Source organism: Streptomyces litmocidini (genome assembly GCF_014649755.1).
Lineage (GTDB): Bacteria > Actinomycetota > Actinomycetes > Streptomycetales > Streptomycetaceae > Streptomyces > Streptomyces litmocidini.
Genome location: NZ_BMTQ01000009.1, coordinates 150915 through 169432 on the forward strand (window position 1 = coordinate 150915; position 18518 = coordinate 169432).

15 protein-coding genes and 1 pseudogene are annotated in these 18518 nt (G+C 72.0%); 12 read left to right on the forward strand and 4 right to left on the reverse strand.

What is annotated here, in order from left to right; all coding sequences use genetic code 11:
• Nucleotides 1-243: 243 nt before the first annotated feature.
• The gene (locus IE180_RS20660) at nucleotides 244-1986 is read right to left on the reverse strand and encodes a glycoside hydrolase family 6 protein (protein ID WP_190158395.1); all 1743 of its coding nucleotides are present in this window, start codon (nucleotides 1984-1986) and stop codon (nucleotides 244-246) included.
• 29 nt (nucleotides 1987-2015) lie between these two features.
• Nucleotides 2016-3602 carry a cellulase family glycosylhydrolase gene (locus IE180_RS20665; protein WP_190158396.1) on the reverse strand — a complete coding sequence of 529 codons (1587 nt, stop codon included), beginning with the start codon at nucleotides 3600-3602 and terminating at the stop codon, nucleotides 2016-2018.
• 274 nt (nucleotides 3603-3876) lie between these two features.
• Here IE180_RS20665 and IE180_RS20670 point away from each other — a divergent pair, with 274 nt between their 5' ends.
• The 4 genes from IE180_RS20670 (at nucleotide 3877) to IE180_RS20685 (ending at nucleotide 10362) form a co-directional block, all read left to right on the forward strand.
• Entirely contained in the window at nucleotides 3877-6789 is a 2913-nt protein-coding gene (locus IE180_RS20670; RefSeq protein WP_190158397.1) for a glycoside hydrolase family 48 protein, read from the forward strand.
• A 340-nt stretch (nucleotides 6790-7129) separates the two neighbouring features.
• Entirely contained in the window at nucleotides 7130-8452 is a 1323-nt protein-coding gene (locus IE180_RS20675; protein WP_190158398.1) for an ammonium transporter, read from the forward strand.
• Entirely contained in the window at nucleotides 8449-8787 is a 339-nt protein-coding gene (locus IE180_RS20680; RefSeq protein ID WP_190158399.1) for a P-II family nitrogen regulator, read from the forward strand. The genes IE180_RS20675 and IE180_RS20680 overlap by 4 nt, the downstream gene beginning before the upstream one ends.
• Nucleotides 8788-9054: 267 nt before the next feature.
• On the forward strand, nucleotides 9055-10362 hold the full coding sequence (locus IE180_RS20685; protein WP_190158400.1) for a chloride channel protein: 1308 nt from the start codon (nucleotides 9055-9057) through the stop codon (nucleotides 10360-10362).
• 35 nt (nucleotides 10363-10397) lie between these two features.
• Here the strand turns inward: IE180_RS20685 and IE180_RS20690 are convergent, their stop codons facing one another.
• Nucleotides 10398-10685 carry an SHOCT domain-containing protein gene (locus tag IE180_RS20690; RefSeq protein WP_190158401.1) on the reverse strand — a complete coding sequence of 96 codons (288 nt, stop codon included), beginning with the start codon at nucleotides 10683-10685 and terminating at the stop codon, nucleotides 10398-10400.
• 147 nt (nucleotides 10686-10832) lie between these two features.
• Nucleotides 10833-11291, reverse strand: coding sequence for a DUF6325 family protein (locus IE180_RS20695; RefSeq protein WP_190158402.1), 459 nt, complete (start codon nucleotides 11289-11291; stop codon nucleotides 10833-10835).
• A gap of 406 nt (nucleotides 11292-11697) precedes the next feature.
• Here IE180_RS20695 and IE180_RS20700 point away from each other — a divergent pair, with 406 nt between their 5' ends.
• The 8 genes and pseudogenes from IE180_RS20700 (at nucleotide 11698) to IE180_RS20735 (ending at nucleotide 18473) form a co-directional block, all read left to right on the forward strand.
• Entirely contained in the window at nucleotides 11698-11907 is a 210-nt protein-coding gene (locus IE180_RS20700) for a hypothetical protein (RefSeq protein ID WP_229860678.1), read from the forward strand.
• Nucleotides 11908-11993: 86 nt separating this feature from the next.
• Entirely contained in the window at nucleotides 11994-12755 is a 762-nt protein-coding gene (locus tag IE180_RS20705) for a MerR family transcriptional regulator (RefSeq protein WP_190158403.1), read from the forward strand.
• Between the two features lie 296 nt (nucleotides 12756-13051).
• The gene (locus tag IE180_RS20710) at nucleotides 13052-13738 is read left to right on the forward strand and encodes a hypothetical protein (protein WP_229860680.1); all 687 of its coding nucleotides are present in this window, start codon (nucleotides 13052-13054) and stop codon (nucleotides 13736-13738) included.
• A gap of 27 nt (nucleotides 13739-13765) precedes the next feature.
• Nucleotides 13766-14900 (forward strand): annotated as a pseudogene (locus tag IE180_RS37390) (IS630 family transposase).
• An 88-nt stretch (nucleotides 14901-14988) separates the two neighbouring features.
• Nucleotides 14989-15129, forward strand: a complete 141-nt coding sequence (locus IE180_RS20720; protein ID WP_190158405.1) for a hypothetical protein — start codon at nucleotides 14989-14991, stop codon at nucleotides 15127-15129.
• A 107-nt stretch (nucleotides 15130-15236) separates the two neighbouring features.
• A complete protein-coding gene (locus tag IE180_RS20725; protein ID WP_190158406.1) occupies nucleotides 15237-16739 on the forward strand; it encodes a carboxylesterase/lipase family protein in 1503 nt (500 codons plus the stop codon).
• A gap of 251 nt (nucleotides 16740-16990) precedes the next feature.
• Nucleotides 16991-17458 (forward strand): pyridoxamine 5'-phosphate oxidase family protein, encoded by a 468-nt coding sequence (locus tag IE180_RS20730; RefSeq protein WP_190158407.1) that lies wholly within the window; start codon nucleotides 16991-16993, stop codon nucleotides 17456-17458.
• A 283-nt stretch (nucleotides 17459-17741) separates the two neighbouring features.
• Entirely contained in the window at nucleotides 17742-18473 is a 732-nt protein-coding gene (locus IE180_RS20735) for a maleylpyruvate isomerase family mycothiol-dependent enzyme (RefSeq protein WP_190158408.1), read from the forward strand.
• Nucleotides 18474-18518: the final 45 nt, after the last annotated feature.

Here is an 18518-nt window from a genome sequence, read left to right on the forward strand (position 1 = left end):
GGACGCCCGTCGGGCGCCGCGGGACGGGGGTCGCGCCCGGCCCCGGTCAGAAGCGGAACCGCGCCTTGACCGGACAGTGGTCCGACCCGCCCGCGTCGGCCGTCACGTCGCACGGGACGACGGTCCCGGCGGACGGAGGCCGCGGGCGAGGACTGCGAGCGGTGTTCGTCAGGTCCCCGCGTGTCGCCGTGCGAACGGCCCCGGGGGAGGTGGATCCCTCGGGGCCGAACGGTTCGCGGGGGGTTACAGCGCCGGGTGGGCGTTCTTCAGGAGCTCCTGGAACTGGGCCGAGAACCACTGGCCCGAGAGCGGGGCGTCCGGCAGCGCGCCCGACATGCTGTTCCCGTTGCGGGCGTTGCCCGTGTACGTGGGGTCGCACATGCGGTCGAAGCCCTTGCCCTCGTTGTTCGGGATCTCCTTGGAGGCGCCGTCGGACTCGCCCGGCGGCTTCATCCAGACGTACGCGTCGATGCCCGCGGCCGGGGCCGCCTGGGGCCGCTCGCCGAGACCCGCACCGGACTGGTTGCACCAGTTGCCGAGGTGGATGCGCCGGTCGTAGCGTCCGCCGTCGACGTACGTGTCGACGCTGGTCGTGGCGCCCGGGCCGGTGGGCCGGGCGGTGCCGCCCCAGCCGTTGCGGGAGGTGTCGATCAGCATGCCGAGGTGGCTGTCGAAGCCGATCGAGACCAGCTTGTCGCGCATCGCCTGGGCGTACGACAGCTCGTCGGTGTACCGGTTCCAGTCCACCCACTTGGACTGGCGCACGGAGACGCCGTTCACGCTGTCGCCGATCGCGAAGTGGTCCTCCTTCAGGGCGCTGTAGTTGGCGGTGTTGACGATGAAGCCGTGCACGTTGGCGAGGGTCGAGCCCTCCGCCGTGGCGGCCTGCTTGAACAGCTCGGCGGACGGGCCGAAGTTGTCGTCCCAGCCCAGCCAGCCGTGGTGGCCGGCGTCGACGTAGTTGTAGACGTTGGGGATCGCGCCGAACTTCTTGAGCGCGTAGCCGACGCCGGTGATGTAGTTGCCGTTCGCCTTCATGACGTCACAGTTGGCGGTGGCCGTGGGACGCCCGGAGACGTTGGTGACCAGGTTGGGCAGCGAATCGATCTCGACGGTGGTGACGATCCGCAGGCCCGCGTACTTGGAGTCGGCGAGGATCGCGGCGATCGGGTCGATGTACTCGGTCTTGTAGCGGCCGATCTCCGTCGGGCCGAGCTCGCCGTTGGAGGCGAGCGCGGAGCAGTCGCGGCCGGGCAGATCGTAGATGACCAGCTGGACGACGAGCTCGCCGGAGCCCTTCTGCTTCAGGGCCTCGTCGAGGTGGGCGCGCAGGCCCATGGAGGTGCTCGACCCGTTGATGGCGGCGATCCGGTCCAGCCAGACGCCGGTGGGCTGGTTGGAGACCTTGGTGCCGCCGGGCTCGGCCGCCGCCTTCGCGGACCACTCGGGGTTCACGTACACCTTGGCGCCGGCGTACGGGTTGTCGGCCTTGGTGCCGGCAGGCGGTGTGGTGGGAGGGGTGGTCGGGGGAGTGGTGGGCGGGGTCGTGGGAGGCGTGGCGGTGTTGCAGGTGACGCCGTTCAGCTTGAAGGTCGCCGGCACGGCGTTGGTGCCGCTGTACGAGCCGTTGAAGCCGAAGGAGGTGGAGCCGCCCGTCGCCAGGGTCCCGTTGTAGGAGACGTTCTTGGCGGTGACGGCCGTGCCGGACTGGGTGAGGGTGGCGTTCCAGCCCTGGGTGACCTGCTGGTTGCCGGCGTAGGTCCACTCCAGGGTCCAGGCGGCCACCGGGTCACCGGTGTTGGTGACGGTCACGTTGGCGCCGAAGCCGGTGTTCCACTGGCTGGTGATCTGGTAGTCGACCTTGCAGCCGGGGGTGGCGGCGCCCGCGGTGGCGGTGCCGAGGACGGTGGCGGTGGCGCCGGTGGCGGTGACCAGGCCGAGGGCCGCCAGGAGGGCGGTCCGGCCGGTGCTTCTGGTGCGGCTCATGGGGGTGGGGTTCCTTTCGGATGACGGGTTCAGGGAGTGAGGGCGCGCAGGTGGTCGCGCAGCCCGATGCCGAACGCGGTGGGGGTGCCGTCGTACGAAGTGATCAGCGCGGGACCGGAACCGCAGTTCCAGGTGTTCCAGGTCCAGCCCAGGTACGAGAGGCCGCGGTCGTCGAACCACTTCATGACGCGGTCGATGAACGCGTGTCCGCAGGTGTTCTCGCCGATCTCGCCCGCGAGGAGGGGCACCCGGGCGGCCACCGGGGCGAGGGTGTTGCTCCAGCACGTCTCGTCGGCGCAGGTGTTGAAGTTGTAGACGTGCCAGGCGGCGGCCAGATTGCCCGCCGGGTCCGTGGGGCGGTACGCGAGCCACTGGCTCAGGTCGTTGGAGTACGCGAGGCCCGGGACGAGGACGAGGTTCTTCGCCCCCGTGGCGCGGACGGCGTCCACCAGGTCCTGCATGCCGGCGACCTCGTAGCCGATGCCGGGGCAGGTGCCCCCGTCGCGCCAGCAGGACCAGGCCTGTGCCGCGGTGGAGGTCGCCCGGTCCGGATAGGGCTCGTTGAAGAGGTCGAATACGACCCGCCTGTCGTCCTTGAAGGCGTTCGCGACCGAGGTCCAGAACGCCGGGGTGTACCGGGCGTCCGGCATCGGCTTCTGACAGGTGGCGTGCACGTCCGGGCAGCCGGCCGAGTTCCCGGTGTACTGGCCGTGCGTCCAGTGGAGTTCGACCACGGGGGTCATGCCGTGGGCGAGCACCTTGGCCACCAGGTCCTTGACGGCGGCGACGTAGTTCGCGCCCCGGTACTCGGCCTTGACGTTGTCGAGGCCGAGCCAGCACTCCTCGTTGAGGGGGATGCGGACCGTGTTGGCCTTCCAGTCGGCGATCGCCTTGACGGAGGCGTCGTCGACGGGACCGTCGAAGAAGCCGTAGCCCTGGACGCACATGAACTCGCCGCCGGAGCGGTTGACGCCGAGGAGGCGGCGGGTGGCGCCGTTCTGGTCGGTGAACCTGTTTCCGGAGACGCCGAGTTCGGGTGCTCCGGTGACCGGGGCCGGGGTGGTCGGGGGAGTGGTGGGCGGAGTGGTCGGGGTGGGAGTCGGTGTCGTGGGAGTGGGAGTGGGAGTCGGTGTCGTGGGAGTGGGAGTGGGAGTGGGAGTGGGAGTGGGAGTAGGAGTGGGAGTGGGGGCGGGGGCGCCCGTGTCGCACGGGGTGCCGTTGAGCGTGAACGAGCCGGGCGCCGTGTTGGCGCCCGTCCAGGAGGCGATGAAGCCGGCCGAGACCTTCGCGCCCGTGCCGAGCGCGCCGTTCCAGCTCTCGTTGGCCACGGTGACGGACGTCCCGGACTGGGACCACTTGCCGCCCCAGCCCTGGCCGACGACCTGACCGGCCGGGAAGTCGAAGCCGAGGCTCCAACCGCTCAGCGCGGCACCGTCGTTGGTGACGGTCAGGGCGCCCTGGTAGCCGCCGGCCCACTGGCCGACGACCGAGTACTCCACCGTGCAGGCGGGTGCGGCCGCGGCTCCTGAGGCCGCACCCATGACGGCGAGAGCGGTGCTCGCCATCGTGAGCGCCGCTCCTGCGAGCAGCGCGGACAGACGTGGGGGATGTCGCATGAGCGAGTCCTCGCAGCGAGGGCACACCCCTGACGGTGTGCCGACTGGATGGAATCGCTCCCACTGGGTCGGGGCAGACCGTAGCGCCAACAGACGCCAAGCAAAAGAGGAGTTGGGTAAATTCCCCGGCTTTTGGCTTCGACTTCCTCACACACCTTGACGGCGATGGGCCCCAACTGCACAGTGGGAGCGCTCCCACTGGTTCAGAGCTTGACCGTCGCACCTCCCGCTCTTCGCATCCCCGACCCCCCGAGCCGCGAGGAGAACCATCCCGATGGCACGACTCCGCCCGAGAACGCGACCCCGCCGGCGGCTGACCGCGCTGGCCGCGTCGCTCTCCCTCCCCCTCGGCCTCACGGCCGTCGGCGTCACGACGGCCCAGGCCGCCGCCGTCCAGTGCAGCGTCGACTACAAGACCAACGACTGGGGTTCGGGCTTCACCGCCGAACTCACCCTCACCAACCGGGCCGCCGAACCCCTCGACGGCTGGACGCTGACGTACTCCTACGCCGGCGACCAGAAGCTCACCAACGGCTGGAGCGGCGCCTGGTCGCAGTCCGGCAGGAACGTCTCGGTGACCAACGCCTCCTGGAACGGCACCCTCGCCCCGGGCGCCGCCACCACCACCGGCGCCCAGTTCACCTACAGCGGGGCCAACGCCGCCCCGACCGGCTTCGCCGTCAACGGCACCCCGTGCGCCGGCGCCCACAAGGCCCCGGTCGCGGTCCTGACCAGCCCCGCGCCGGGAGCCGTCTACACCGAGGGCGACGCGGTGCCGCTCGCCGCCACCGCCGCCGCGGCCGACGGCGCCACCGTGAACAAGGTGGAGTTCTACAGCGACACCACCCTTCTGGGCACCGACACCACCGCGCCCTTCACCCACAGCGCCACCGGCCTCACCACCGGCGCCCACTCCCTCTACGCCAAGGCCTACGACAGCCTCGGCGCCTCCGCCGAGTCGGCGCCCGTCGGCATCACCGTCGCGGCCGGACCCGCGCTCGTCGCCTCACCGACCCAGCTCGGCGTGCGCCAGGGCTCCACGGGCACCTTCGACCTGAAGCTCTCCACCGCCCCGACCTCCGACGTCACCGTGAGCGTCGCCCGTACCTCGGGCAACACCAACCTCACCGCGACCCCGGCCGCCCTCACCTTCACCCCGGCGAACTGGAACACCGCCCAGAAGGTGACCGTCGCCGCCGCGGCCACCGGCACCGGCTCCGCCGTCTTCACCGCGACCGCCCCCGGCCACGCCAAGGCCGAGGTCACCGTCGCCCAGCTGGCCGCGAACTCCACGTACGACGCCCGCTTCCTCGACCTCCACGGGAAGATCACGAACCCGGCCAACGGCTACTTCTCGCCCGAGGGCATCCCGTACCACTCCGTGGAGACCCTGATCGTCGAGGCCCCCGACCACGGGCACGAGACGACCTCGGAGGCGTACAGCTACCTCATCTGGCTCCAGGCCATGTACGGCAAGATCACCGGCGACTGGACCAAGTTCAACGGCGCCTGGGAGACCATGGAGAAATTCATGATCCCCACCCACGCCGACCAGCCCACCACCGGCTCCTACAACGCCTCCAAGCCGGCGACGTACGCCCCCGAGTGGGACCTCCCCTCCCAGTACCCGGCGAAGCTCGACTCCGGCGTGGCCTCCGGCTCCGACCCGATCGCCGCCGAGCTCAAGAGCGCCTACGGCACCGACGACATCTACGGCATGCACTGGATCCAGGACGTCGACAACGTCTACGGCTACGGCAACGAACCCGGGAAGTGCTCCGCCGGACCGACGGCGACCGGCCCCTCGTACATCAACACCTTCCAGCGCGGCCCCCAGGAGTCCGTCTGGGAGACCGTCACCCACCCCACCTGCGACAACTTCTCCTTCGGCGGGAAGAACGGCTACCTGGACCTCTTCACCGGAGACTCCTCCTACGCCAAGCAGTGGAAGTTCACCGACGCCCCCGACGCCGACGCCCGCGCCGTCCAGGCCGCCTACTGGGCCGACCTCTGGGCCAAGCAGCAGGGCAAGGGGTCCCAGGTCGCCACGACCGTCGGCAAGGCCGCCAAGATGGGCGACTACCTGCGGTACGCCATGTTCGACAAGTACTTCAAGAAGGTCGGGAACTGCGTCGGACCGACCGCCTGCCCGGCCGGCACCGGCAAGGACAGCGCCCACTACCTGCTGTCCTGGTACTACGCCTGGGGAGGTGCCACCGACACCTCGGCCGGCTGGTCCTGGCGCATCGGCTCCAGCCACAACCACAGCGGCTACCAGAACCCCCTCGCCGCCTACGCCCTCAGCTCCTACGCCCCGCTCAAGCCCAAGTCGGCGACGGGCGCGGCCGACTGGGCCACCAGCCTCGGCCGGCAGCTGGAGTTCTACCGCTGGCTCCAGTCGGACGAGGGCGCCATCGCGGGCGGCGCCACCAACAGCTGGCAGGGCCGCTACGCCACCCCGCCGGCCGGCACCCCCACCTTCCACGGCATGTACTACGACGAGAAGCCCGTCTACCACGACCCCGCGTCCAACCAGTGGTTCGGCTTCCAGGCCTGGTCCATGGAACGGGTCGCCGAGTACTACCAGCAGACGGGCGACGCCAAGGCGAAGACCGTCCTCGACAAGTGGGTCTCCTGGGCGCTGTCCAAGACCACGATCAACCCGGACGGCACCTACCGCGTCCCCTCCACCCTCCAGTGGTCCGGCGCGCCCGACACCTGGAACGCGACGAACCCCGGAGCCAACGCCGGACTGCACGTCACCGTCGCCGACTACACCGACGACGTCGGCGTCGCCGCCGCCTACGCCAAGACGCTCACCTACTACGCCGCCAGGTCCGGCCACGCCGAGGCCAAGCGCGTCGCCAAGGCCCTCCTCGACGGCATGTGGAACCACCACCAGGACGCCCTGGGCATCGCCGTCCCGGAGACCCGCGCCGACTACAACCGCTTCGACGACCCCGTGTACGTGCCGAGCGGCTGGACCGGCACCATGCCGAACGGCGACGCGGTGAACTCCTCCTCCACCTTCGCCTCGATCCGCTCCTTCTACAAGGACGACCCGGCCTGGCCGAAGGTCGAGGCCTACCTGGCGGGCGGCGCCGCCCCCGTCTTCACCTACCACCGGTTCTGGGCCCAGGCGGACATCGCCCTGGCCATGGGCTCGTACGCGGAGCTGCTCGAATAACAGCCCGCCCCGCGAGAGCGGGCTCCGCGTACGACGAGGCCGGGCGGTCCCCGAGAAGGGCCCGCCCGGCCTCCGGACGTCCGCGACCGGCCGGGCGATCCGTGCACCGGCCGGAGCCGGATGCCGCCGGCCCCCGCACGCCGGCCCCGCGCGCCGGCCCCGCACGCCCGGCCCCCGCACGCCGAGGCGACGGTCCCGCGCGGGGCGGGGGCGGGACGGGACGGGACGTGAGGGTTCTGCAATACCCGCGCCACACGAAACACGGCGGAAACTTCCGCGTACGCATCGCGAAATGCGCCGCCACGAGGCTCTCCCCCGAACCCGTAGGAGGAGACCCTCGATGCCCCTCGCCGCCGCACCCCGGCTCGACACCGGCGACACCGCCTGGCTGCTCGTCGCCACCGCGCTCGTTCTGCTGATGACCCCCGGCCTGGCCCTGTTCTACGGGGGCATGGTCCGTACGAAGAGCGTCCTCAACATGTTGATGATGAGCTTCGTGTCGATCGCCCTCGTCACGGTGGTCTGGCTGGTCGCGGGCTACTCGCTCGCGTTCGACGACGACGCCTTCGCCGGTCTGGTCGGAGGCCTGGGCCACCTCGGTCTGGCGGGCATCGGTCCGGACACCCTCACCGGCACGGTGCCCACGTTCCTCTTCAGCACCTTCCAGCTGACGTTCGCGATCATCACAGCGGCGCTGATCAGCGGCGCGGTCGCGGACCGCACCAGGTTCGCGGGCTGGCTCGTCCTCGTGCCGGTGTGGACGCTCCTCGTATACGTTCCCGTGGCGCACTGGGTGTGGGGCCCCGGCGGCTGGATCGCGCACTCGCTGGGCGCCCTCGACTTCGCGGGCGGACTCGTCGTCGAAATCGCGTCGGGCGCGTCCGGCCTCGCCCTGTGCCTGGTGATCGGCCCGCGCATCGGCTTCAAGAAGGAGGCGATGCGGCCGCACAACCTGCCGATGGTGCTGCTCGGCGCGGGGCTCCTCTGGTTCGGCTGGCTCGGCTTCAACGGCGGTTCGGCGCTCGGCGCGAACGGCCTGGCCGCCGCGTCCCTCCTCAACACCCTCGTCGCCGGGTGCACCGGCCTGCTCGGCTGGCTCTTCGTCGAGCAGCGGCGCGACGGCCATCCGACCACGTTCGGCGCGGCGTCCGGCGCGGTCGCGGGGCTCGTGGCGATCACTCCGGCATGCGGGGTCGTCGGGATGCCCGGGGCGGCCGCGGTCGGCCTCGCCGCGGGCGTCGTCTGTTCGTACGCGGTCGCCTGGAAGTTCCGCTTCGGGTACGACGACTCGCTCGACGTCGTGGGCGTGCACTTCGCCGGTGGTGTCGTCGGCACGCTGCTGATCGGCCTGTTCGCGACCTCGGAGATGACCGGCGGCGAGGAGGGGCTGTTCTACGGCGGCGGGGCCGCCCAGCTCGGTCGGCAGGCCCTCGCGGTGGCGGCCGTGGCGGCGTACGCCTTCCTCGGCACCTACGGGATCGGCAAGGTCCTCGACCGGGTGATGGGACTCCGGGCATCCGCCGAGGAGGAGATGACGGGACTCGACCAAACGGTGCACGCGGAGACCGCCTACGATCACGGCGTGCTCGGCCACGGCGGCTCGCCGCTGCACGCCGCGTCCCCCGTCACCTCGCCCGTCAAGGACAGGAAGCCCTCCGCATGAAGCTGATCACCGCGATCGTCAAGCCCTTCCGCCTCGACGAGGTGAAGAACGCGCTCCAGGAACTCGGCGTCAACGGGCTCACGGTCACCGAGGCCAGCGGCTACGGGCGCCAGCGCGGGCACACCGAGGTGTACCGGGGCGCCGAGTACCGGGTGGACCTGGTCCCCAAGGTCCGCATCGAGGTCGTCGTCGAGGACGCCGACGCGGACCCGGTCATCGACGCCCTCGTCCGCGCCGCCCACACGGGCAAGATCGGCGACGGCAAGGTGTGGGCCGTGCCGGTGGAAACGGTGGTGCGCGTGCGCACGGGGCAGCGTGGCCCGGACGCGCTCTGACGCGCGGGGGACGCGGGGGAACCGTTCCCGACCGGGGAGACCTCTTCCGGGCTGTCGCGACGCCGGATCGACGCGCACAGGCATAACCGTGCCGCCCACACGGTATGTACGCCCGCATATGCGTCGCCCTCACCACCCGTGCCCCACCGGCCTGGCCTCCTGGGGTGGTGCCGAGCCGAGGAGGACCCCATCGCCGGAACCCCACCGCAGCCCCGCTCGACGGACGCTCCGGGAAGCCAGCCTCAGGAAGCCGACCTGCTGCGGACCATGCTGCGGCGACCCGAGTACCGCAAGGGACTGGTGTTCTCCGGGCTGATCGGCGTTCCGGTGGCGCTCCTCGCCTTCTGGTTCCTCGCGGCGCTGCACCAGCTCGAACAGCTCATCTGGACGGACTGGCCCAGGGACCTGGGCTGGAAGCAGGCTCCTTGGTGGTGGGGGCTCGCACTGCTGCCGGTCGCCGGCCTCGTCGTCGGTCTGGTGGTCGCACGCCTTCCCGGCCGGGGCGGGCACGTTCCGGCCGGCGGGCTGCATTCGGGCGATGCCTCGAAGGGGGCCCTGCCCGGTGTCGTCCTCGCCGCGATGGTCGGTCTTCCGCTGGGCGCCGTACTGGGCCCCGAGGCGCCGCTGATCGCCCTCGGAGGAGGGCTGGCGCTGTTCTTCGCAGGCCTGGCCCGGGCACCGCAGACGCAAGCGAGCACGGCGCTGCTCGGCGCCGCCGGAGCGGCGGCAGCCGTTTCCGCGCTCTTCGGGAACCCGGTGGTCGGCGCCGTGCTGCTCATGGAGGTGGCCGGGGTCGGCGGACCACAGCTGTTCGCGGTGATGCTGCCGGCCCTGCTGTCCAGCGGCGTGGGAGCGTTGGTCTTCACCGGGTTCGTCCACTGGACGGGACTGGAGACGGGGAGCCTGGACATCGGCCTGCCCGAGCCGCCCCCGCTCGACGTGGCGGACGTGCTGTGGGTGCTCGTGGTGGCGCCCGCCGTCGCGTTCGCCGTCCACTGGACGCTCGTGGGCGGCCGGTTCGCGGCACGCTTCGTGGCGAGCCGGATCGTACGGAACACCGTTCTCTGCGCGACGGGCGCGGCGGTCTGCGTCACGCTCTACGCCGTCACCACCGGTCGCTCGCCGGCGGAGGCGGCCCTGTCCGGCGAGGCCACGCTGTCCGACCTGGCACAGGATCCCCACGCGTGGTCGGTGGGCGCCCTCGTCGCGGTGCTGGCCTTCAAGGGACTGGCGTACGTGCTGTGTCTGGGCAGCCTCCGCGGCGGCCCCGTCTTCCCCGCCCTGTGCCTGGGCGGGGCGACCGGAGTCCTGCTGGCCCCGCTGCCGGGCCTGGGGCTGGTGCCGGCGATGGCGGTCGGCATGGCGGCCTCGGTGGCCGCGGCCCTGCGGCTGCCCGTGACCAGTGTGATCCTGGTCGTCCTCCTGCTGGGCAACGTCGAGACGGTGGCCCTGGTGGTGCTGGCCGCCGTCCTGTCCTTCGTCGTCACCGAGCTCCTGCCGCAGGGCCCCCGCATCCCCGCCTTCGGCGAGCGGCCGGCCGCGCGGGAGAACCGGCCCTCGTCCCGGCGGGCATGAGCCGCCGGGACGAGGGCCGGACCCGGCGTCGGCGGTCAGGAGGCGAGGAGCCTGCTCTTCTGAGCCGCGAACTCCTCCTCGGTCAGGATGCCCTGTTCCTTCAGCTGCCCGAGTTCCTTGAGCTGAGCGATCTTGCCGCTCATGTCGTCGCCCTGCACGGGAGGCGCGGGCGCGGCGGCCGGTGGCGGTGCGTACTGTTCGGTCGCCGCCACGTCCTGCTGGGCCCATCGGCCCGCCTGGCGCCGCGAGACCCGGTTGGAGACGGCGGTCGCCGTCCCGGCCACCACCGCGGTGCGCGCCACACCTCGAAGAAGTCCTGGCATGTCGGTCCTCCTTGGCCGCGTTCGAATGGATCGGCTCTCTCGGCCGTCCGGGGACGGCCGTCCGGCTGCGGGGTGGCCGTCCGGGGGCCTTCGCGCCCCGAGGCTCCCTCCCCGGTCCGGTCGCCCGGTGACGACCGTCCGCCGGTGTCAGGCGGCGGCGGTGTCGCCCGCCGACTCCCCGGCCTCCAGCGAGGCCAGCAGGGCCTGCACGGGGATGCGCCCGCCGGCCACGAGCTGCGCGCCGCCGCGGCGCAGTTCCCGCGCGAGGGGGGCGGCCCAGAGGTTCTCGTAGACGAGGATGCCGGCGGAATTGCCCGGCTCGAGGGCCGCCCCCGCCTCGTCGAGGTCGTCCTGTCCGAGGAGCCCGGATGAGGAACCCTCGAACACGGACAGGTCCAACTCGCCGTCGGCGTCGAGATCCCGGAGTTCCATGCCGACGACACTGCCGTCGGCGTCCTTCCGGACGAACACGAGGTCGAGAATGCGGACGATGCCCCTGTCGACCAGATCGAGGAGCATAGGCAGCCCCTTGCCCGTCATGCGATTGCCGGGAAACTCGATGACCAGGAAGTCCACCGGCCCCATGTCCTCGAATTCGTCGCTCATGACCACTCCAGACGCGGTTGGTGAGGGCCTGACCGAACCCACCCCCGTGCGTGCCGCATTTCGGCGAACGCGACCGGAGGCAGTCCTGATCCCATTCGAGCATCCGCCGGACCTCTCCGCACGTTCACGGGAGGAGATCCGGGCGTCGGCACCGGACGGGTGGGCAACGGGCCGCGGGGGAGTGCCCCTGGGCCGCCCCCGGTCGTGTCCCGCGAGGGGGACGCCCGCCGCCCCCGCGGGACGGTGCCCGCACGGGGCACGGGCGAGCGCGCCCCGCCCCGGGCACCGGCGTCCTCACGACCCGCCCGGACGGCCCGTCGAGCCGCCGCCGAGGGCCGCCCGCACCCCCGGCGTCGCGAGCACCGGCCACTGGCGCACCCGGCCCGCCGAGGACTTCACCGTCACGGTGACCGAGGAGTCCCGCGCCCCGGTCCACCGGTGGACCCTCGGACGGGGGCGTACGGTGCCGCCCGGCCCCCACGCCTTCGCCGCCCCGTACGACCACGCCGAGGGCGTACGGGACGCCTCGGCCGACACGTACACCGTCCTCCTCACCGGTTCCGACGGCGGCCGCACCACCCTCCGGGGCGGCTTCGGTCCCCGGGGCGGGTCCTGAGCGACTTGCGGTTGACGCAGCGGCAACTCCTACGGTCTTCGTACGGGGCCGGAGACACCGGCCCCCGGCGAGGAAAGGACACCGTCATGGCCTGGTCGATCGCTGATGTGGCCCGGATGTCCGGGGTGACCTCCCGGACGCTGCGGCACTACGACGAGATCGGCCTGCTGGCGCCCGCGTGGACCGCGAGCGACGGGCACCGGCACTACGAGGAGCCCCAGCTGCTGCGCCTCCAGCAGATCCTGCTCATGCGGGAGCTGGACCTCGGCCTGCGCGAGATCCGGGACGTCCTGGACAGCGGGGCCGACCGCGTGACCGTCCTGCGCGAGCACCACGCCCGGCTGCTCGCGGAGCAGGACCGGCTCGGCACCCTGGCCCGTACGGTCGCCCGCACCATCGCCGAACTCGAGGAAAGCGAGGACCAGGACATGGTGAGCGTCAACCGCCCCGAGAACCTCTTCGAGGGCTTCCAGCCCGACCCCGGCATCGAGGCCGAGGCGCGGGAGCGGTGGCCGGAGGCGTACGAGCGGACCCGGCAGGTCGTCGAGGGGATGACCCCCGAGACCACCGAGCAGTGGCAGCGCGAGGCCACCGCCCAGATGATCCGCTTCGCCGAGCACATGGCCGCCGGCACGCCGGTCGACGACCCGGCGGTCCAGGCCGAGGTGGAGGCCCACCACGCGGGCGTCAGCCGCTTCTGGACCCCGAACGCCGAGGCGTACCGGGGGCTGGCCCGGACCTACGCCGAGGACCCGCGCTTCCGCGAGAACTTCGACAGGATCGCGGTCGGTCTCGCGGAGTACCAGCAGCAGGCGATGAACGTCTACGCGGACACCCGGCTGAGCTGAGGGCGGTGCGCCCGCGCCCCGCGGACCGACCCCCTCCCGCCCGTGCGGCGGAGGGGGTCCGGTCCGCGGGGCGGTCCCGTCGGCGGTCGGCCGGCGGGACCGCCGTCGGTGACGGGCCGACCGCCGGCCCGCCGGCACCGAGTGCCGCATCAGGCAACGTTCGCCCTCACCAGGGAGAGCCGGCCTGCCCCACTCGTTGCAGGGAGTGTCAGTAGGCAGTGCGATGCTGGCGCCAACAACTCCGCTCACGGTGATCAATAGGGGGGCCGATGCCTGGTGAACGATCAGGGTCTGACTTGTCCTCGGTCGGCTTCGACGCCGCTCGGTGTGCCACCGACCTGGGTGAATACCGACCCTGCCGCTACACCTATGAGCGCTACCCCTACGAGAGCCTGCCACCTCTCGACTCCACCGAGTTCACGGGCGCCTTTCAATGGCTCGGTGGTGCCGGCGAACCTGTTCCCGAACAGGTCACGGCGCTCGATCGCTTGGCAGAGAACGCTGCGGCCAAGGGCTTGACGCTGCCTCGGGACTTCGTCACCTTCCAGGCGGACTCGAAGCTGCACTACTCGCTGGACGAGGTCTCGATGACCGGCTGCTGGACCAATATCTCAGAGCCCCTGCCCAGTCCGGTCGAGCCTGGCGCTTTCCTCGTGCGATTCCTGCGCGATCAACAGGACTGCGTCATCTGGTACCTCTACCTCCGTCCTTCGGGTGAGGCGTTCGTGGTGCACTCCTATCTCGACTACGAATACGAGTACGAGGCACGGCTCGATGGGGAAGAGACGGAGACCGATCTCGACGATCCGGAGGAGCAAAGGGCCGCGATCCTCTGGTGTGCACCTTCGTTCGAGGAGTTCGCCCATCGGTTCTGGATCGAGAACCGTCTCTGGCATGCCCTGAACGGCAATGACCTGTCCGGACTCGAGCCTCAGGTGCGTGACTACTTGCGCCACTACGCACCGCCTGGGACGCCCGCATGATCGTGCATTGAACGAGATCATGTGCGGATGGCGGAGCGGGTACGCGTCCGCGAGATCGATGGCGACGAGGGGCAGCGCCTGCTGCGGATCATCCGTAGAGGCACCGGTTCGGTGATGACCTGGCGGCGGGCAGAGATCGTGCTGTTGTCAGCGCAGGACATGCCCGTGGCAAAGATCGCCGAGGTGACGTTCACCGGCCCGGACCGGGTCCGGGACGTGATCCACACCTTCAACGCCGACGGCTTCGACTCGCTCTACCCGAAGTACAAGGGCGGTCGACCGAGGACCTTCAGCATTCCGGAGCGCCGGGAGATCAAGAAGATCGTCAAGTCCAGGCCGACCGAGCATGGTCTGCCGTTTTCGACCTGGAGCCTGGCCGAGCCGGCCGACTTCCTGGTCGCCGAGGGGGTGGTCGACGACATCAGCCACGGGGGCCTTCGGGTCCTGCTCCGCGAGGAGGGCGTCTCGTTTCCATGCATAAAGACCTGGAAGACCTCCCGTGATCCCGACTACGAAGCCAAGAAGGCCCGCGTCGAGCACCTCTACGCGATTGCCGACGGCGAGGTCATACCCGAGGACGGCGAACCTGAAGTCGTCTTATGCCTGGACGAGTTCGGACCGCTGAACCTCCAGCCCCACCCCGGGCGGCAATGGGCCGAGCGCGGCGGGAAGCGCAAGGACTCCGAGCGTGAACCCCGCCCCCGCAGGCGTGCGAACCTGCACCCGCCCGCACGGGGTCAGGCGCCTGTTCGCCGCCTACGACCTGGGCAAGGACAAGCTCTACGGTCACATCAAGCCGAAGAAGAACCGGACGCGGTTCCTGGAGTTCTGCCGCTATCTGCGCAGTCTCCACCCGCCGAAGATCCGCATCGCGATCGTGCTCGACAACTTCTCGCCGCACCTGACCACGAAGAAGGACAGCCGGGGCGGCGATCGGGCCGCAGCCAACAACGTCGAGCTTGCCTACACGCCGACCAACAGCTCCTGGCTGAACCGCATCGAGGCCCAGTTCACCGCCCTACGCTACTTCGCCTTGGACGGCACCGACCACGCCAGCCACAAAGAGCAGGGCGGCATGATCCGCCGCTACATCATCGGGCGGAACAAGCACGCCGCCGACGAACGGCTACGCGAGGTCGTCAACAGGGCGAACGTTGCCTGACGCGGCACGAGGCCCGCGCCATGAAGACGCCCTGCCACGGCGGAGACCGGGCACCGGCGAGTTCACCCTGCCCGGGGCAGGACCGTCCTTGTCGTCGCCGGCCCCTTCACCTCCGAGGGCGGCCGGCCCCGCCCTCCCCTCGTGCGACCACGACGTCGTCCGCGTCGACAGCGAGTTCGCCGACCAGGCCGGCGGCCACGCCCCCCAGGCCGTCCGCCCCGTCCCCTGACGACGGTCCGAACACCGCGCCCTGGTCCCGGCATTGACACCGACGGCGGGTGAATCGCGATGATCTCGGTGTTGGTGCCGTCAGGGACGCGAGGGCAAGCTGGGCCCATGGACATCTTCAGGACCACCAGCGGTGCGGTACGGGGTTTCCGGGCGTCCGACGACATCGTCGCCGTACTCGGAATCCCCTACGCCGCACCGCCGTTCGGGAGCCGCCGGTTCCGGGAGCCCGCCCCGGCCGAGGCGTGGACCGGAGTGCGGGACTGCACGGCCTTCGGCCCCGTCGCCCCGCAGTCGGCGGAGCTGCCGGGATCTCCCGTGTGGTCGCCCGGCGACGAGGACGTCCTCACCGTCAACGTCTGGACCCCGTCCCCGGGCGGCGGCTCCCTGCCCGTCCTCGTCTGGATCCACGGCGGCGCCTACGCCTTCGGCTCCTCGGCGCAGCCCGACCTCGACGGCGAGACCCTGGCCCGTGCGGGCCTGGTCGTGGTCACCCTCAACTACCGGGTCGGCTTCGAGGGGTTCGGACACGTACCGCCCGCGGGCGGGGTCGTCCTCCCCGACAACCGGGGGCTGCTCGACCAGGTCGCCGCCCTGTGCTGGGTGCGGGAGAACATCGCCGCGTTCGGCGGTGACCCCGGCAACGTCACGGTCGCCGGCCACTCCGCGGGGGCCGCGTCGATCGCCTGCCTCATGGTGATGGACCGGGCCCGCGGCCTGTTCCACCGCGCCGTCGCCCACAGCCCCGCCGCCCTCCACCACCCCCTGGACGTCGCCGCCGCGACCACGCGCGAGGTGGCCGCCGCAGCCGGCTGCCCGGCCACCCCCGAAGGCCTGGCCTCCGTTGCTCCGGAGGCGCTGCTCGCCGCCTCCGACCGGATCGTCGAGGAGTACCGGCGCGACCCGGCCTCCGGATCCCGCCACTACGACCCCTCCCTCTACGCCCCCGTCCTCGACGGGGACGTCCTGCCCGTCGACCCCCTCACGGGCCTGGCCGCCGGTGCGGGCCGGGACGTGGACCTCCTGGTCTGCCACACCACGGAGGAGTACCGGCTTCTGGACGCCGTCGGCAGCAGCGCCAAGGTCACCACAGAGGAGCGGCTCGCCCGGTTCGTCGAGGACTTCGGGCTCCCCGACGGACTGCTGGAGGGCTATCGCACCGCGCTGCCCGACGCCCCCGTGCTCGACGTCTACCTGGCCGTCTTCGGCGACCTCCTCTTCGGGGAGTACGCCCACCGCCTCGTCGAACAGCACGCCCGGGGCGGCGGCCGGGTGTTCCGGTCCCTCTTCGACCGGCGGCGCACCGGCCCGCACGGGGTCGTACGGGCCTGGCACTGCGCGGACGTCCCCTTCGCCTTCGGCAACGTCGACAAGGAGTGCGTGACCTTCCTCATCGGCGGCGCCCCCACCGCCGCCGACCACGACCTGGCCCGCCGGATGGTGGCCGCCTGGGCCGGCTTCGCCGCCGACGGGGACCCGGGGTGGCCGCCGTACGACGCCGTCCGGGGGCAGTCGAAGGTGTGGCGGACGGACGAGTGCGACGCGCACGACGTGCCCACCGCACCCCGGGAGCTCTGGGCCCGGGCCGAGTTCCCCCTCCTCCGCCCGTGAGGACCGGGGCGCCGGAGGCCACGGCACGACGGACGGCCACCGGCCTGTCACCGCCCCGCGCCGGACCCATGGGCGAGAACGCCACCACCGCCCGAGCCGTCCCTGAGGGCCGTGCCGCCGTCACGCCCCGGATCGTCGGGGCACCGCCCCCTCGTCGGGGACCCGCACTTCTTCTGCGAGGCCCTTCGGCGCCCCACTGGACGCCCTGACGGGCGTTCGGACCTGCCCACCGGCCGAGTAGGGTCGCCCCCATGACCGAGAACGAGGGGACGCCGCGCGACACCGCGCGGCGGAAGAGGGACGTGCTGGCGCGCCTGGAGAAGGAGATGGACGTCTGGGTGGCCTCGGCCGACGGAGACGGGCGGCCCCACCTCGTGCCGCTGACCTTCCTCTGGGACGGCGAGCACGTCTGGCTGTGCACCCGGCGGACCAACCCCACCGGGCGGAACCTCGCCGCCGGAGGCCGTACCCGGCTCGCGCTCGGAGACACCCGGGACGTGGTCCTCGTGGACGGCGGGGTCACGACCCACCCGAGCGACGACGTACCGGTGGCGGTGATCGAGGCCTTCGCCGCGAAGTCGGGATGGGACCCGAGGAAGTCCGGCCCCGCCTACGTCTGGTTCCGGGTCAGGCCGGTCGCCGTGGAGGCCTGGATCGAGGAGCCCGAGATCGTGGGGCGGCGCATCATGCGGGACGGCGTCTGGGCGGACGGGACCTGAGCCCGGGAGTGCCGGAGCGGGCCGGGCCGCCCCGGGAGGTGAAGGGGCCCCGGGGCGGGCGGGGGCCCGGCGACGGTCGTCCTGCCGACGGAACTCGTCCGCCGCGAGTCGACCCGACGCCGCCCCGCCCCGAAGCAACCGGACGCCCCCGGGCGTCTCTTCCGGATCACGCCCGGACGGCGTCGCCGTCCGCCCGCACCCCGCTGCGCGTCGTTCGGCGGGGTGCGGGCTCGTTTCCGGGGAACGGGTTCAGAGACGCGCGGACACCGGACGGAGACATGCCTTGACGTACGACGGAAGTGCGGCGCCCGCCGCCCTGCTGCCCTTGCTGCGCACGTCCGCGGAACGGTTGCACGCCTCGGCGGCGGCCCTGTCGGACGACGAGGTGCGGGCCCCCTCGCTGCTGCCCGGCTGGAGCCGCGCGCACGTGCTCACCCACGTCGCCCGCAGCGCCGACTCGCGCACCCGGCTGCTGACCGCCGCCCGCACGGGCGCGGACCTCGCGCAGTACGACGACGAGGCGCACCGGGAGCGGGAGATCGAAGAGGGCGCCGGACGGTCGGCCGCCGAGCTGGCAGCGGACCTGCGCGGTGCGCTGGGCGGGTTCCTGACGGCCGCCGCCGGGCACCCGGAGGCGGCGTGGGAGGTGCCGGTGCGCTGGCTGGGCGGGGGGATGCGCCCCGTGCGGGGCGCCGTCGGCAGCCTGCTGCGTGAGGTGGAGGTGCACCACACCGACCTGGGACGCGGGCACCGGCCCGTGGACTGGCCCCCGTTCTTCGTCGCCCGCGAACTCGCGACCACGACGGCCGGGCTGCGGGAACGTGACGACGTGCCCGGCATGGTGCTGATCGCGGACGAGGACCGGGTGCTGCGTCCGGTCGGCGACGGGCGCGGGCCCCGGGTGACGGGGCCGGCGGCGGCTCTCCTGGGCTGGCTGACCGGCCGCGCGGACGGACACGGCCTCACCCCCGACCCGCCCGGCCCGCTGCCGGACGTGCCCGCCTGGCGGAGCTGACCGGGCGCCGGCCGTCGAGCGGCGACGGACCCGGCGTCCGGGCCT

Bases quoted from the DNA above. Each gene is read 5' to 3' on its own strand.
- IE180_RS20680 (WP_190158399.1), top strand. From the start codon at position 8,449: ATGAAGCTGATCACCGCGATCGTCAAGCCCTTCCGCCTCGACGAGGTG.
- IE180_RS20730 (WP_190158407.1), top strand. From the start codon at position 16,991: ATGACCGAGAACGAGGGGACGCCGCGCGACACCGCGCGGCGGAAGAGG.
- IE180_RS20685 (WP_190158400.1), top strand. From the start codon at position 9,055: ATGCTGCGGCGACCCGAGTACCGCAAGGGACTGGTGTTCTCCGGGCTG.
- IE180_RS20725 (WP_190158406.1), top strand. From the start codon at position 15,237: ATGGACATCTTCAGGACCACCAGCGGTGCGGTACGGGGTTTCCGGGCG.
- IE180_RS20695 (WP_190158402.1), bottom strand. From the start codon at position 11,291: ATGAGCGACGAATTCGAGGACATGGGGCCGGTGGACTTCCTGGTCATC.
- IE180_RS20665 (WP_190158396.1), bottom strand. From the start codon at position 3,602: ATGCGACATCCCCCACGTCTGTCCGCGCTGCTCGCAGGAGCGGCGCTC.
- IE180_RS20660 (WP_190158395.1), bottom strand. From the start codon at position 1,986: ATGAGCCGCACCAGAAGCACCGGCCGGACCGCCCTCCTGGCGGCCCTC.
- IE180_RS20690 (WP_190158401.1), bottom strand. From the start codon at position 10,685: ATGCCAGGACTTCTTCGAGGTGTGGCGCGCACCGCGGTGGTGGCCGGG.
- IE180_RS20675 (WP_190158398.1), top strand. From the start codon at position 7,130: ATGCCCCTCGCCGCCGCACCCCGGCTCGACACCGGCGACACCGCCTGG.
- IE180_RS20670 (WP_190158397.1), top strand. From the start codon at position 3,877: ATGGCACGACTCCGCCCGAGAACGCGACCCCGCCGGCGGCTGACCGCG.
- IE180_RS20705 (WP_190158403.1), top strand. From the start codon at position 11,994: ATGGCCTGGTCGATCGCTGATGTGGCCCGGATGTCCGGGGTGACCTCC.